Raw genomic sequence first — 14356 nt, 5'->3', positions numbered from 1 at the left:
TAAATGAGTGTTAAGACATATGCAAAAGCTTTAAATGAGGCATATGCTGAAGCCATGCGATCTGATCCGAGTGTTTTTACATTTGGAGAAGATATAGAAATGGGTTTATTTGGAGTCACTACAGGGCTTATTGAAGAATTCGGACCTAATAGAGTAAGAAATACCCCTATATCAGAAGCTGCTCTTGCCGGAATGGGTGTGGGTGCGGCTATCATGGGGACAAGACCTATTGTTGAAATACAATTTGCGGACATACTTGTAATATCAATGGACCATTTGGTGCAAAGCGCCGCGAAAATTCGCTATCTATCTGCTGGAAAAGCATGCTGTCCTTTAGTAGTAAGGGCCCCGATGGGCATAGGTTTGAATTTGGGAATGCATCATAGCCAATGTGTCGAAGCCTGGTTCATGAATGTTCCAGGTCTAAAGATTGTATGCCCTTCAACTCCTTATGATGCTAAAGGTTTACTGCATTCTGCAATTAAGAGCAATGATCCGGTTTTATTTTTGGAACATAAAAGACTTTATGGCACTCAAGAAGAAGTTCCGGACGAGCCTTATACGATACCCCTTAGCAAGGGAGACATAAAGAGGGGCGGCAGCGATGTTACAATTGTGGCAACCTCAATGATGGTAAGCCGCTCTCAGGAGGCTGCCGAGATATTAGCAGATGAAGGAATTGAGGCAGAAATAGTTGATCCGAGGACAATTAAGCCCCTAGACAAAGAAATAATTTTGAATTCCGTTAAAAAGACTGGCAGATTAGTCGTAGTTCACGAATCGCCTAAATTCGGCGGATTTGGCGGTGAAATTGCTGCAATGGTTGCTGAAGAAGCAATAGACTACCTGCAAAGTTCGATTATAAGGGTTGGAGGAAGAGAAATCCCTGTGCCTTTTGCCTCGGAAGAAGCTGCAGTACCTCAAGTTCAAGATATAGTAATGGCAGCCGAAAAAATATGTAGATAGGGAGAAAAGCAGTAATGATTGAAAAAATAGTTTTAGAAAAAATGAGCGGTTTGATGCAAACTGGCGTAATCGAAAAAATATATGTTAAAGATAATGAGCAGGTAAATAAGGGTGAAAATATAATGAGCATTTCTGCTGAAAAGGCAAATTTTGAGGTAGCAGCCGAAAAAAGCGGTTATATCAAACTTATGTGCAAAGAAGGCGATGAACTGCCGGTAGGGGCTGTTTTGGCAATAATAGCTGATTCAGTAGAAGAGCTTACAAAAATTGAAGAATCGCTAAAACCACCTTCTCTAGCAGAAAAGGCAGAAAAAGATGTAATAGTATCAGCAGAGAAAAAGATTAGAGTCCAGCCAATTGCAAAAAGATTTGCTCAAGAATATAATTTGGATTTAGCAAATGTTCAGGGCACGGGACCCAACGGAATTATTACAAAAAAAGATGTTGAAAATGCAGCTAAAAAAAGAGAAGAAACTGGCGCAGAAGAAATTTCTCTGACCGGTGTTAAAAAATCGATGTTTGAGCATATAGAAAAGGCTAAAGAATATGTGCAAGCCACAACTTTTATGGAAATAGATATGAGTAAAGTAAAAGAAATGCGTCTTAAAAAGAATTTTTCTTATACAACGTATATTATCAAAGCTGTTAGCCAGTCGCTAAAGAAATTTCCAATAATCAACTCAATCCTCGAAGATAAAAAAATCACGATTAAAAAGCAAATAAACATTGGAGTTGCGCTAGATTATGAAGGCCAATTGTATGTTCCTGTAATAAAAAATGCTGCAGATAGACCACTTGAGGATATTTCAAATTGTATTAATGAGTTTAAAGAAAAAGTAGCAAAAAAGACTTTGACAATTAAAGATATGTCAGAAGGAACCTTTACTATCACAAATTCAGGAATTTTTGGCTCTAGTTTCTTTGTTCCGGTTATAAACTATCCACAAAGTGCAATTTTAGGGATTGGCAAAATAACCGAAAGACCCATAATAATAGAAAACAGTATTGTCATAAGACCAATTTTGATTGCAAGTTTAGGTTATGATCATCGTATTATTGAAGGAAGTAATGCAGTTAAATTCTTGGGCGAAATTAAAAATAACTTAGAGAATATTGATAAGCTTATATAACTAAACTATATAGCCTGGCGCTATCAGAGGGAATATCTATCCCTCTGATTTTTTTTACAGATTTAAAAAAGTCGAGGGAGTGACGCATTCAGAATTTCAAAATAAATTTCAAGAAAGCGGTGGCTGGATTTCTGCAAGATTGTCCGGAACAGAACCGCTCTTGAGAATTGCAAGTGAAATGCCATCAAAAAAAGAAGCTAGTGAGCTGTGCGATATTTACCAAGAATTCCTGGAAATATGCAGCTAGACAGTCTTTTAGTCAAACAATCCAAAAAAGTTATTTTTAAAAACTACTTGACTGATAATGATTTTCATACTATAATTTAGTTGAGATTGAAAGTCATTATCAGTGGAGGTGACAACATATGTTGTTCAGATACCTTTTCGAAGATAAAGTTGTAAAAGAAAAGATTGCGAAAGCTAAAAAAGATATAAACAAGATGCTTAAAGAATTCTACGAGGATTAATAGGAACAAGCAAAAATCTTATTGCCGCATGTTGCGGCATTATTTTTTTGTACAAAATTATTACATTATGGTAAAATAAAAATATCAAAAATTTAATTTTACCATGCTTGCAAATAGTGTGATGATTCATACATAATTTTGCATTAAAGACAGGAGGGAGCATATGAAGGTCTCAGACATAGTTGCAAAAATATTAAAAGAGGAGGGAATACCATGTGTATTCGGATATCCAGGAGGAGAAGTAACATCTTTCCTAGATTCTCTTAAGAAAGAAGGAATCCGGTTTATACTTACTAAGCATGAATCTACAGCGGCTTTTATGGCTGCAGCTACTGGCGAAATATCTGGAAAACCGGGAGTATGTCTTTCTACACTTGGGCCGGGAGCCACAAATCTAATTACAGGCGTAGCTCACGCTTATTTAGACAGAGCCCCTGTAATTGCTATTACAGGTAATATGGCCACTAATTTTTATGAAGTTTCAACACATCAACACTTGGATTTAGTTAGATTATTTGAACCAGTTTCAAAGTGGAGCGCAACCATTGAAGCATCATCAGTCGAAAGAATATTAAGCAAGGCGTTTGCTATTGCCATGTCCCCAAAACAAGGACCTGTCCATCTTACATTTCCAAGCAATGTAGCTTTAATGGAAAAAGAGAAGATGAATTATTATTTATCTAAAATTTCCACTGAATCTACTTTTTCAGGGGATATATCTGCCTCTCTTAAAATAATTAATAATTCAAAAAAGCCAATAATTTTTGCTGGATTAGGGGTGCTTAGATGCAATGCGCATCAGGAATTTGTAAAGTTTGTGGAAAAATTGGGAGCGCCGGTAATAATTACACCAAAAGCAAAAGGTATTATTCCTGAAAATCATCTCCAATTTTTAGGAGTAATAGAAATGTTGTGCGATAGAATAATTTTGGATTATGCAAAAAATAGCGATTTGATAATTACAATAGGTTTTGATGTAGTTGAAATGGATAAACAATGGATGTTTGGCGAAACACCTGTTATTGATATAGATAACATGCCCAATACAGATAAATATTATCCTACACAATTAGAACTTCATGGAAATATATCTAAAATGCTAGAAGTATTAACAAGGCAAGTAAATCGTGCTTCTTGGGACATAAATGATATAAAGTCTGTTAGGGAGAATTTGATTAAGACAGTGGCAACTAAAAAAAGCGAGGCAATGGAATCGTTTGAAGTCGTAAAAGCAGCGCGACGAACAATGCCTTACGACACAATAGCCGTTTCTGATGTAGGCGCTCATAAAATGTTAGTGGGGCAAATATGGGAAACATATGAGCCCAAGACATTTTTTATGTCAAATGGTCTATCATCTATGGGTTCAGGAATTCCTACTGCTATGGCAGCCAAGTTATATTTTCCAAAAAAACCTGTTATAGCAATAATAGGGGACGGCTGCTTTGGAATGAATATGGCTGAGCTGGAAACGATGGTAAGAGAAGACATACCAATAATTATAATTGTTTTAGATGATAAAACTCTGAGTCTTATTAAGATGAATCAAGAAAGAAAAGGGCTTATGCCTTATGGAGTTGAATTTACGAATCCAGACATGGTTAAATTGGCTGAGAGTTTTGGAGCAGTGGGTTACAAAGTAGAAAGAATTAAAGAGTTGGAAGATATTTTAAAAAAGGAATTGAATTCTAAAAAACCGGTAGTTATTCAAGCTGTTATAGATCCACGATCTTACAGAAATTAAAGGGGGTATAAAAATGACAACTATCATTTGGGCAGTGAGCATAATCTATCTTTTGGTAATGCTTTGGATAGGCTTTAGAGTATCTAAAGAAGGGTCTGCAAGCTTTGACGATTATGCTATTGCAGGCAAAAAGCTTCCACTTTTTTTGCTAATGTGGACATATCTTGCTACAGTTTGGGGCGCCGCCGATTTTGTTGGGACGCCGGATCAAGGTTATCATGTAGGCTTAAGCTGGCTTGTATGGGTTTTAGGCAGCGAAGGAGGCAAGCTTGTTTTTGCATTGACACTGGCTGGCTTTTTAGCGAGGTTTTCATTTAAAAGTATGGGTGAATTTATTGAAAATGTTATTGCAAAAGATTATGCGCACTGCGATTTCAGTTTATTTTAGGACTTGTAAGTTGGTTATATAGTATGGCCGCTGGTGCTCTCGCGCCTACTATAGTAGTAGGTTTACTTTGGAGAAAACCTGGAGAATATACTTATGAAAATTCTATGGTAACTCCTGCAGGCGCAAGAATTGCTCTTATTGCAGGAACTCTAACAGCTATAGTAGCAGGACAAAATGATTGGGTGACAGAGGTATTTGGAGGGCCAGTAATTCTTGCAGCTGTTGTTACTACTTTATGCTTACTTATAATATCTAGTTTGACAAGAAAATCTTAAAGATTTGATTAGTGATTATTTTCCTTTAAGATATCACGTATTTCTTCCAATAAAGCTTCTTCTTTAGATGGCGTAGGCACAGAAGGTTCTTCTTTTACGGTTTGGCTAAATGAATTTATCGCTTTTATGACAAAAAACATTGATAGGGATACTAAAAGAAAATCAATTAATGACTGTATGAATTGACCATATTTTATTGATAATTCAGCAACATCTGCTGTAGCCGGCGTTATGACGACTTTTAATGAAGTAAGGTCGATTTTTCCTGTTATAATACCAAGGATAGGCATTATAATATCATTTACGAGAGAAGTTATAATTTTTCCAAATGCTCCGCCTATTACAACACCAACTGCAAGATCTATTACATTACCCTTCATTGCAAACTTTTTAAATTCATCATACATATGCATGCCCCCGAAATAAGATTTTTTAAAATCTGTTTGTATATTTATTAATATGATATACTTTATGCTGTCTAAGTTCAATATTGATAAATTCGAACTTATTGAAGATGAATAATTAAAAGTTTGCTATTGCAAGTAATATACAGTAAAAACCATAGATTATTATCAACCTACAGAGGTGTACTTTTAAGTGACAAAGAATATTTTAAAAGAATGCAAGCTGTGTCCTTTTTGTTGCGGTGTTGACAGGACAAAGGGGCAGAAAGGCGTATGCAAGGCGCCGGGAAATGCAGTGTTGTCAAAGTATTTTGTACATAAATGGGAGGAACCTTGCATCAGTGGAGAAAATGGTTCGGGCACTGTCTTTTTCACTCACTGTAACTTAAAATGCGTATTTTGCCAGAATTTTAAAATAAGCCAAGAGGGAGCAGGCAGAGAAGTTTCTATAACGGATTTAGCCGAGATATTCTTAGAATTACAACAAAATGGTGTCAACAATATAAATCTTGTAACTCCCACTATTTATTCTGTTCAAATAATCGAAGCAGTAAAGCTTGCAAAAGAAAAGGGCCTCGCACTGCCTATAGTGTGGAATTCCAACGCCTATGAAAGAGTCGAAACGTTAAAGATGCTCACGGGCTTGGTAGATGTGTACCTTCCAGACCTAAAATATTTTAGCGATGATTTGGCTTTGAAATATTCCGCGGCACCCGGCTATTTCGATATCGCAACCCAAGCGATTCTGGAAATGTTTTCTCAGGTGGGGGAACCTGTTTTTGATGGAAACGGTATTATAAAAAAGGGCCTTGTTATAAGACATTTAGTTTTGCCAGGTCATGTCGAAGATTCAAAAAAAGTGCTTCAATGGATATCTGCCAATCTTCCAAAAGGGGTTTATGTAAGCATTATGTCTCAATATGCACCATATTATAAAGCTAAAAATTATCCTGAAATAAATAAAACCCTTTCCAAAAAAGAATATGATGAAGTGATAGATTATTTTTTTGAGCTCGGACTTGAAAACGGTTATATTCAAGAAGAAGGAGCCGCTTCTGATGAATACGTTCCGGATTTTGACGAATAATTAAAATTAAAAGTAGACGGTGGACAAATTTACATGATAGAATAAGGCAAACGAACAAATATTTTTGAAATGATACGGAGGTTCCTAAATGCCCAATGTATTTGATATAAAAAGAAATGATGAATGTATTTGCGGTAGCGGCAAAAAGTACAAAAAATGCTGTCTTCCAAGGATTGAGGAAATTGAAACAGAACTAATCAAAGAGTTAGAGAAAGATTTTGATATCAACCAATATGGAAAAGACTTTATAAGGGTAGTAAGTGTCATGTTCGGCTTTGAAATGAAAGAAGATGCAGGGGAGGCCGATACTGAAAGGATTGCAAAAATCATCTCCGAACTTTGGGAAGAAAATGATCTTGATTTGGATAGTATTCAAAAATCGGCAGAAGCTATATTTCAACTTGTCAGCAGTAAAGAAGAGCTAAAGTTTTTCCGAATACCGGCAAAAGTTTTTATAGAAAATGATACCGATAATTTTGACGATCTATTTGATGAGGTGCTTGAGGACCTGTCTATAGAAGAATATCTTCTTGAACTGGCATCCATAATCCGTACTAGTTTTTTTACTGATGATGAACTAAAGACTATTTTTAATTGGATAAGTCTTGGACTTGCAGATCCATGGCAAACCGGCTTTTTTGATGTTCTTTTTCAGATAAGCCTGAAGGAAATGGGAGAGGCTGCCGAGAAATTTCATCAAATCGCAGAAAACGAATCCGATGATTCTTCCGAAGACGCTTTTTTACAACTGGAACCATTATTTGAGGAATATCCGATTTTCGAAGAATTTGTCGGCATAAAAGCATTATACAATTTCGAAAGTGAATTGGAGTATTTGCTGAATAATGGAGTAGAATTTGAATTTCCATTCTACATAATTTACACCTTATTTCTGAAGTTTTTATCGGCAATAAATGAGGTGATAAAAGAAGATTTAGCTTATTTAAAATTATACTGTCCCGACCTGATATTTGGCGCTGCAGATGCCGTGCTGCAGGAAGAAGAAGTAATTGAAGAAGTTTACAAAGATATATTAGAGGCGTTATCAGAGACACTAGAAGAAAATAAAGACAAAAATGAAGAACTGTGTTATGTGATTGTAAGCACTACATCTTTCTTTTTTATGCCACTGTGGACCCATATTATTGCAATCGAAAAAATTCTCGCTCTATCGATGCAGAAATATTTTATGAAATTGCCGAGGACTGTGGATGACAGTCAACTTATGTTAGATTCTGCAAAACAACTTGTAAATCGTGAGTTTTTAAATAACTATATTTCATACCTTAACTCAAAAGGTTTAGAAAAAGAAGCATCTATCTTGCAAAAAACTTACGAAGAAGCAACTAGTCAAGATGCTATTAAAGAAATAGATATAGAAGAAGTAATAGATATAATAACAGATGAGGATATGACTTTTGAGATAGAGCTTTAGCAAATTTTGTCAATTGATGCTCAATATTTAAACTTGATTTATATTTTATACAAACTTTAAAAAGGAGTGATTAAAATTAAAAAGGTAGCTGTCCTTATAGAAAATTTTTTTGATGAGAAGGAATTAATATACCCTTATTATCGACTTAAAGAAGCTGGTTATGAAGTTCATTTAGTGGGATCGGAAAAGGACAAGGCGTATATTAGCAAAAGCGGTTTTACTGAAAAAAGCACCCATTCTTCCAAGGAAGTAAATGCTAAGGATTATGATGCTGTTGTAATACCCGGAGGATATTCTCCGGATCATATGCGCAGGAACAAAGATACACTGAATTTTGTAAGGGAAATGGATAAATTAGGTAAGCCGATAGCTGCCATTTGTCATGGACCATGGATGATGGCTTCTTGCTGCAATTTGAAGGGCAAAAAGTTAACCGGGTTTTTCTCAATAAAGGACGATATTGTAAATGCAGGCGCAGAATATGTAGACGCAGAAGTAGTTGTAGATGGAAACTTGATAACATCAAGAAATCCTAATGACCTGCCGGCATTTCTTAAAGCAATAATTGAAAAGATCGGATGATAGTTTAATCAAACCATCCTTATCAAAACGAAATCGGAACGAAGTTTTGCCACAAAGTGCGGTTACTGTCTATACCGCATCAGCCTAAAGGTATCACAAAGATGAATTATTTAGTGATACCTTTTTTATTAGCAGGACTAAAATTGTTAAATTAATAACTATACTTTGATTTTGTGTAATATTATGATATTATTTATATAATGGTAAGACCACCATACCATTATACCGGTTTATTAATATTAATAATTTGATAGGAGGACTTTAAAATGAAGGTAAGACTCCCATACCACAAAACTTTTTTGGATGTTAACATCCCTGACGAAAATTTTTTAGGGATATTGACTTCAAAAGCTGACGAATATAAACAATCTTTGCCACAAGATGAAATAGTAAGAAATGCGCTTTCGAATCCTATAGGAAGTCCAACGCTGGAAGAATTGGTAAAAGGAAAGAAAGAAGTTTTAATAATAACCAGTGATCATACACGACCCGTGCCGAGCAAAATTACAATGCCTATATTATTGGATACAATTAGAAGGGCAAATCCGAATATAGATATAAAAATTATGATTGCAACTGGTTTTCACAGGCCGACAACGAAAGAAGAAATGATAAATAAATTCGGAGAAGAAATAGTTAAAAATGAAACCATTATAAACCATATGGCTTTTGATAATGATCAGCTAGAATATGTTGGCCTTTTGCCTTCAGGGGGCAGGCTATATTTAAACAAAATGGTTTGCAAATCAGAATTAGTTATATCTGAGGGCTTTATTGAACCACATTTTTTTGCCGGCTTTTCAGGGGGAAGAAAGAGCATTCTTCCTGGTGTGGCAGGTGCAACATCTGTCATGGAAAATCATTGCGCAAAATTTATTGCAAGTCCTTATGCGAGAACAGGCAACCTGGAAAATAATCCAATACATAAAGATATGCTATTTGCAGCAAAAGCAGCTAATCTTGCCTTCATATTAAATGTTGTAATAGATAAAGATAAAAAAATCATAAATGCCTTTAGTGGTGACAGCATTCTAGCCCATGAGGAAGGGTGCAAATTCGTAAAACAACTTTCGAGCGTAAAGGCAAAGCCTGCAGATATTGTTATTTCTACAAACGGAGGGTATCCTTTAGACCAAAATCTTTATCAATCCGTAAAAGGGATGACTGCAGCAGAGGCGACATGCCGCGAGAACGGAGTAATTATAATGGTTGCCGCATGTAATGATGGTCATGGTGGAGAGTCTTTTTATAACAACATGAAAAATGCAAAAAACCCCAGGGAAATCTTGGATAGATTAGCAAAGGTGCCTCCGGAAGATACGGCACCTGATCAGTGGGAATTTCAAATTTTATCAAGGATTCTTGATAAGCATACCGTCATATTTGTAACAGATATGTGTGATCCTAAAATGATTGAGGATTGCCATATGATTCATGCTTACACAGTAGAAGACGCTATAAAGCAGGCGCTAAAACTCAAAGGGAATAATGCAAAAATTACAGTAATTCCAGATGGTGTTTCAGTGATAGTGGAGAACGACTGAGCTGCTATATAATTTTATTTCTCCTACATTCGAAAATGATAAGCCCGGAATCCTATATAAAAAATAGCCGATTCCAGGCTTTTATTTTTGTACTCAATTGCTATTATACAATTTTTAATTTGACAGATGCTGCCTCAGCATTTAGTGTAAGTATAGTATACAATTGCCACAATTGCTTTGAAAGATATTAGACTTTTCATAACAATAGGGCTGCTATATAATGCATAATGAAGGGAGTTGTTATAATTTGATAGATGAGCGATGCGCGCAGCTGCTTGGTCAAATTATATCATCAGAAAAACCGATTAAAATTTCAGAGCTTGCTAAAAAGTTCAAAGTATCTTCAAGAACAATTAGATATGATTTAGACAAAATTGATGACTTTTTAAAAGCCAACGATTTGCCACAATTAATCAGAAAACCTAATTCCGGAATCGAATATGCACCTATGCCTTCTCAAAAACAAAAAATTATGACATTACTTGAAGAAATTACAAGCTATAACTATGTATTAACTCCTAAAGAACGACAGACTATGATACTTACAGAACTTTTTCAGGCAAAAGATTATATAACAATCGATGAAATCGCAGATGTTTTGTCGGTAAGTCGAGGCACCGTTTCAAATGATTTAAAGCCAGTAAGAACATGGCTTGCACATCATAATCTTCAACTTGAATCTGTGCCGCATTTTGGCCTTAAAGTAAAAGGATATGAACAAGACTTAAGAAGAGCCGTGATTTCCCTTTTATCAGAAAATATGGAAGTCGAGAAAGCGCTAAACCTTATAAAAACACCAATTCATCGAAGAATAAATATAGTAGCAGACAAGCAAATAAAAAAGTTGTTTCAAGACCTTGATATTTTGCCTATAGAAAAGTCGATACAAATAGCTGAAAAGCAGTTAAAAACAACATTTGCCGATAATGCATATTCCGGATTGGTAATTCATCTTGCGCTTGCAATAAAACGTATACAACTTAACAAAAATATAGTAATGCCGGAAGAAGAATTGTCACGGCTCAAATTTACCAAAGAATTTGCAGTAGCTTCGAGCATGGTTGCATTTTTAGAAGAAAGCTACAATATTAAGATTCCTGATGATGAAATCGGCTACATCACAATACATCTGTTAGGCGGAAAAGTTACAGAAGCTGATATATTTTCAAGCAAAGAGTGGTTGCAGCTGCAAATTTTAACAGATGAGATTATTAAAACTATAGGAGAAAAGTTAAATAAAGATTTTTCAATCGATACAGAGCTGCACAACGGCCTCTTAAAACACTTAGAACCTACTATTTATCGCCTCAGACATAATCTACCTCTTAAAAATCCAATTTTGCACGAAATTAAACGCAATTATCCGGAAATATTTAAGGCGGTTCAACTATCTCTAAAACCATTGGAAAACTATATAGGCAAAAAGATTCCTGATGAAGAAGCTGGTTTTATTGCAATTCATATAGGTGCAGCAGTTGAGAGAAATAAAGCGACATGCAGCAATATATACAACGCAGTTGTGGTTTGCGGAACAGGCGTAGGCACAGCAAAACTTTTGTCTTCGAGAATTAAAAATCAATTTAGCAACATAAATGTTGTAAACACGATTGCAAGCCGCCAGATAGAAGAAACCAGCAAAAATGATAGAGTAGATTTAATAATTTCAACAATTCCTACTGGCAGCAAAGATATACCTGAAATCGTAGTGAATCCACTGCTTCCGGAAAAAGATATAGAAAGAATATACCGGCTTTTGTCAAAGATTCAGCCGAATATATCCGCTTATACAAACAATCAAAACCAATTGGAAGAAATTCTCAAGATTATAGATAAATACTGCATAATAAAAAATCAGCAGGAATTAGCAAGAGAATTATCAAGTTTTTTAAATCTTGCAAGTTATAACAGCTCGAAGGGAGTTGCCCAGCCAGTGTTAAAAGATTTATTAACAGAAAAAACAATAGAACTGAATGTCGAAGCAAGCGATTGGGAAGAGGCAATCAGAAAAGGAGGTGAGGTTTTAGTAAGAGAAGGTTTTGTAGAACCCAGGTATGTTGATGCAATGATAAAAAACGTCAAAGAACTTGGTCCCTATATCGTCATTGCTCCCGGTATAGCAATGCCTCACGCCCGCCCGGAAGATGGAGTGAAAAAAGTTTGTATGAGCCTCGTGACATTAAAAGAGCCGGTGGAGTTTGGCAATGCAGCTAATGATCCTGTGAGATTGGTTATAACGATCGGAGCCATAAGTCATGAAACTCACTTAAAAGCAATATCACAATTAATGGATGTTTTAAGTGATGAGGAAAACGTTAATAAAATTACATTAGCAACAGATGTGAAAGAAGTTTTGCAAATACTAGAGAGCTAGTTAAAAAAATTAATATTAAGATAGATTAATTTTAACTATTGTGTTAACTTCAAAAATTATATTAAACTTTTATGGAGGTAATAAAATGAAAGCTATTGATTTTAAAGGCATCATCCCGCCATTAATGACTCCCTTTACTGAAACGGGAGAAATATATGAAGACGGACTGAAGAGACTAATAGACTTCGTAGTGCCTTATGTTCAAGGATTATATCCAGTAGGGACTTATGGTTCTGGTCCATTAATGAGTATCCAAGAGAGAAAAAAAGCTGCTGAACTCATCATTGAATATGTCAATGGGCGAGTACCTGTTATTATTCATGTAGGAACCGCCGATACCAATACCACTGTTGAACTTGCCAAACATGCGGAATCAATTGGAGCAGACGCTGTAGGAGCTATAGCACCTTATTATAATCCTCTAACCGATGATTCTATTTTCGAACATTTTCGGTGCTTGATTGATGCAGTAAATATACCTGTGTTTGTGTATAATAACCCAAGCATTTCGGGCAATCCAATTAAACCAGAAGTCTTGAAAAAGCTTGCAGATTATGGATTAAGAGGAATAAAAGATAGCTCCTTCGATTTAGTAAATTACTATAATTATAAACTAGCAGTGGAAGATTATCAGGATTTTAATGTAATAATAGGAACGGAAGCAATCTTCTACGCAGCTTTTGAAGCAGGGGCCATTGGAGCAGTAACAGGCTTAGGGAATATTTTTCCTGAATTGCTAAATAAAATGTACTTGGAATATATTAATGGCAAAAAAGAAGAGGCCAAAAAAACTCAAGAACTTGTTCTAAAACTTCGTTCAGTTACCAAACTTGGTCCGACTGTTCCGGTAATGCATGCGATATTAGAAATGAGAGGCATTGATTCAGGATATCCGCGAAAACCATTTTTGCCAATATCTGAAGAACTAAAGGTAAAAGTTAAATCATCTCTTGAAGAACTGAAATTATTATAGATTTAACAGGGCAAAGAAAAATGATGTATAATGTTTTGATTTCTTCAAATTCATTTGGATATGGCCAAAATAAAGAAGTTTTAGAGAAAGAGTTTTATTCCAACAACTTAAAACCTTATTTTTTAAATTTAGAAGAAACCAATGATGAAATTTTAGATGAAATTGACGGTTTAATAGTTGGAACAAGCAAGGTTACACCCATTATAATTGATCGAATGAACAAGTTGAAATGTATAGTTAAATTCGGTACTGGTACGGATAATATAGATATAAATTACGCCCAAAAGAAGGGTATAATCGTAAAAAATATGCCAAATATTAATTCTGATGCAGTTGCAGAATTTACTATTGGAATGATATTTGCAATAGCACGCAAAATACCACAAGGATATTTAAATTTGCAAAACGGAAATTTCTTTAAAGAAATGGGTACACGGGTTAGCGGCAAAGTCGTAGGGATAATTGGAACCGGCAATATAGGAAAAAAAGTAGCTAAATTGTGCAAGGGCTTACAAATGCTAGTTCAAGTTTATGATGTTTATCCTGATATTACATGGTCTTTAGAAGATGATATCAATTATGTAACGTTGGAATATTTATTAAAGACATCAGATTTTGTGACTATTCATATCCCATTAACAAGCGGAACAAGAAACATAATTGATAAAAGGGAAATTTCATTGATGAAAAATTCTGCTTATCTCTTAAATATAGCTCGAGGCGGAATTGTTAATGAAGAAGCCTTATACGAAGCCTTAGTTTCTGGAAAAATAAGAGGAGCTGCAGTAGATGTATTTTTAGAAGAGCCTCCTAAAAATAACCCATTGATTCACTTAAAGAATGTTGTTGCTACTCCTCATATGGCAGCTTGTGAAGAAGAAACTCTACGTAAAATGGATAAAAAGTGCATAGAAATAGTTAGTGATTGCTTAAGAAATACTAATGCCTGACAAATTACGTATTATCGTATTATTTAAGGAAGTGAAATAG

The 14356-nt window shown here is 35.2% G+C and carries 14 protein-coding genes; 13 read left to right on the top strand and 1 reads right to left on the bottom strand.

Annotated elements, in window-relative coordinates:
- Nucleotides 1–3 precede the first annotated feature (3 nt).
- The 6 genes from TSYNT_RS05890 to TSYNT_RS05865 all read left to right on the top strand — a co-directional run bounded on the left by TSYNT_RS05890 (nucleotide 4) and on the right by TSYNT_RS05865 (nucleotide 4970).
- Complete coding sequence (locus TSYNT_RS05890; RefSeq protein WP_059032571.1) at nucleotides 4–966, top strand: alpha-ketoacid dehydrogenase subunit beta; 963 nt, start codon at nucleotides 4–6, stop codon at nucleotides 964–966.
- Between the two features lie 14 nt (nucleotides 967–980).
- A complete protein-coding gene (locus tag TSYNT_RS05885; protein ID WP_059032570.1) occupies nucleotides 981–2096 on the top strand; it encodes a dihydrolipoamide acetyltransferase family protein in 1116 nt (371 codons plus the stop codon).
- A gap of 79 nt (nucleotides 2097–2175) precedes the next feature.
- A complete protein-coding gene (locus TSYNT_RS05880) occupies nucleotides 2176–2343 on the top strand; it encodes a hypothetical protein (protein WP_162780990.1) in 168 nt (55 codons plus the stop codon).
- A gap of 383 nt (nucleotides 2344–2726) precedes the next feature.
- Nucleotides 2727–4307, top strand: coding sequence for a thiamine pyrophosphate-binding protein (locus tag TSYNT_RS05875; RefSeq protein WP_059032569.1), 1581 nt, complete (start codon nucleotides 2727–2729; stop codon nucleotides 4305–4307).
- Between the two features lie 13 nt (nucleotides 4308–4320).
- Nucleotides 4321–4695 carry an SLC5/6 family protein gene (locus TSYNT_RS05870; protein WP_059032568.1) on the top strand — a complete coding sequence of 125 codons (375 nt, stop codon included), beginning with the start codon at nucleotides 4321–4323 and terminating at the stop codon, nucleotides 4693–4695.
- Nucleotides 4696–4718: 23 nt separating this feature from the next.
- The gene (locus tag TSYNT_RS05865; RefSeq protein ID WP_059032567.1) at nucleotides 4719–4970 is read left to right on the top strand and encodes a hypothetical protein; all 252 of its coding nucleotides are present in this window, start codon (nucleotides 4719–4721) and stop codon (nucleotides 4968–4970) included.
- A gap of 8 nt (nucleotides 4971–4978) precedes the next feature.
- Here TSYNT_RS05865 and mscL read toward each other — a convergent pair whose 3' ends face one another.
- Nucleotides 4979–5377 (bottom strand): large-conductance mechanosensitive channel protein MscL, encoded by a 399-nt coding sequence (gene mscL, locus TSYNT_RS05860; protein WP_083497668.1) that lies wholly within the window; start codon nucleotides 5375–5377, stop codon nucleotides 4979–4981.
- Nucleotides 5378–5567: 190 nt separating this feature from the next.
- Between mscL and TSYNT_RS05855 the strand changes: the two genes are divergently transcribed.
- The 7 genes from TSYNT_RS05855 to TSYNT_RS05825 all read left to right on the top strand — a co-directional run bounded on the left by TSYNT_RS05855 (nucleotide 5568) and on the right by TSYNT_RS05825 (nucleotide 14316).
- On the top strand, nucleotides 5568–6461 hold the full coding sequence (locus tag TSYNT_RS05855) for a radical SAM protein (protein ID WP_059032566.1): 894 nt from the start codon (nucleotides 5568–5570) through the stop codon (nucleotides 6459–6461).
- Between the two features lie 88 nt (nucleotides 6462–6549).
- On the top strand, nucleotides 6550–7896 hold the full coding sequence (locus TSYNT_RS05850; protein WP_059032565.1) for an SEC-C domain-containing protein: 1347 nt from the start codon (nucleotides 6550–6552) through the stop codon (nucleotides 7894–7896).
- A gap of 75 nt (nucleotides 7897–7971) precedes the next feature.
- Entirely contained in the window at nucleotides 7972–8478 is a 507-nt protein-coding gene (locus TSYNT_RS05845; RefSeq protein WP_059032874.1) for a type 1 glutamine amidotransferase domain-containing protein, read from the top strand.
- A gap of 266 nt (nucleotides 8479–8744) precedes the next feature.
- Complete coding sequence (larA, locus tag TSYNT_RS05840) at nucleotides 8745–10022, top strand: nickel-dependent lactate racemase (RefSeq protein ID WP_059032564.1); 1278 nt, start codon at nucleotides 8745–8747, stop codon at nucleotides 10020–10022.
- A 247-nt stretch (nucleotides 10023–10269) separates the two neighbouring features.
- Nucleotides 10270–12393 (top strand): BglG family transcription antiterminator, encoded by a 2124-nt coding sequence (locus tag TSYNT_RS05835; RefSeq protein WP_238142648.1) that lies wholly within the window; start codon nucleotides 10270–10272, stop codon nucleotides 12391–12393.
- Nucleotides 12394–12478: 85 nt separating this feature from the next.
- Nucleotides 12479–13366: a dihydrodipicolinate synthase family protein gene (locus TSYNT_RS05830; protein ID WP_059032562.1), complete on the top strand. Its 888-nt coding sequence runs from the start codon at nucleotides 12479–12481 to the stop codon at nucleotides 13364–13366.
- A gap of 20 nt (nucleotides 13367–13386) precedes the next feature.
- The gene (locus tag TSYNT_RS05825; protein ID WP_059032561.1) at nucleotides 13387–14316 is read left to right on the top strand and encodes a phosphoglycerate dehydrogenase; all 930 of its coding nucleotides are present in this window, start codon (nucleotides 13387–13389) and stop codon (nucleotides 14314–14316) included.
- Nucleotides 14317–14356: the final 40 nt, after the last annotated feature.

It is taken from the genome of Tepidanaerobacter syntrophicus (genome assembly GCF_001485475.2).
GTDB lineage: Bacteria > Bacillota > Thermosediminibacteria > Thermosediminibacterales > Tepidanaerobacteraceae > Tepidanaerobacter > Tepidanaerobacter syntrophicus.
Note: the sequence above shows the minus strand (reverse complement) of the source record. Positions and strands in the feature narration are given on the sequence as shown.

Bases quoted from the DNA above. Each gene is read 5' to 3' on its own strand.
- larA (WP_059032564.1), top strand. From the start codon at position 8,745: ATGAAGGTAAGACTCCCATACCACAAAACTTTTTTGGATGTTAACATC.
- TSYNT_RS05885 (WP_059032570.1), top strand. From the start codon at position 981: ATGATTGAAAAAATAGTTTTAGAAAAAATGAGCGGTTTGATGCAAACT.
- TSYNT_RS05825 (WP_059032561.1), top strand. From the start codon at position 13,387: ATGATGTATAATGTTTTGATTTCTTCAAATTCATTTGGATATGGCCAA.
- mscL (WP_083497668.1), bottom strand. From the start codon at position 5,377: ATGTATGATGAATTTAAAAAGTTTGCAATGAAGGGTAATGTAATAGAT.
- TSYNT_RS05890 (WP_059032571.1), top strand. From the start codon at position 4: ATGAGTGTTAAGACATATGCAAAAGCTTTAAATGAGGCATATGCTGAA.
- TSYNT_RS05870 (WP_059032568.1), top strand. From the start codon at position 4,321: ATGACAACTATCATTTGGGCAGTGAGCATAATCTATCTTTTGGTAATG.
- TSYNT_RS05830 (WP_059032562.1), top strand. From the start codon at position 12,479: ATGAAAGCTATTGATTTTAAAGGCATCATCCCGCCATTAATGACTCCC.
- TSYNT_RS05850 (WP_059032565.1), top strand. From the start codon at position 6,550: ATGCCCAATGTATTTGATATAAAAAGAAATGATGAATGTATTTGCGGT.
- TSYNT_RS05875 (WP_059032569.1), top strand. From the start codon at position 2,727: ATGAAGGTCTCAGACATAGTTGCAAAAATATTAAAAGAGGAGGGAATA.
- TSYNT_RS05865 (WP_059032567.1), top strand. From the start codon at position 4,719: ATGGCCGCTGGTGCTCTCGCGCCTACTATAGTAGTAGGTTTACTTTGG.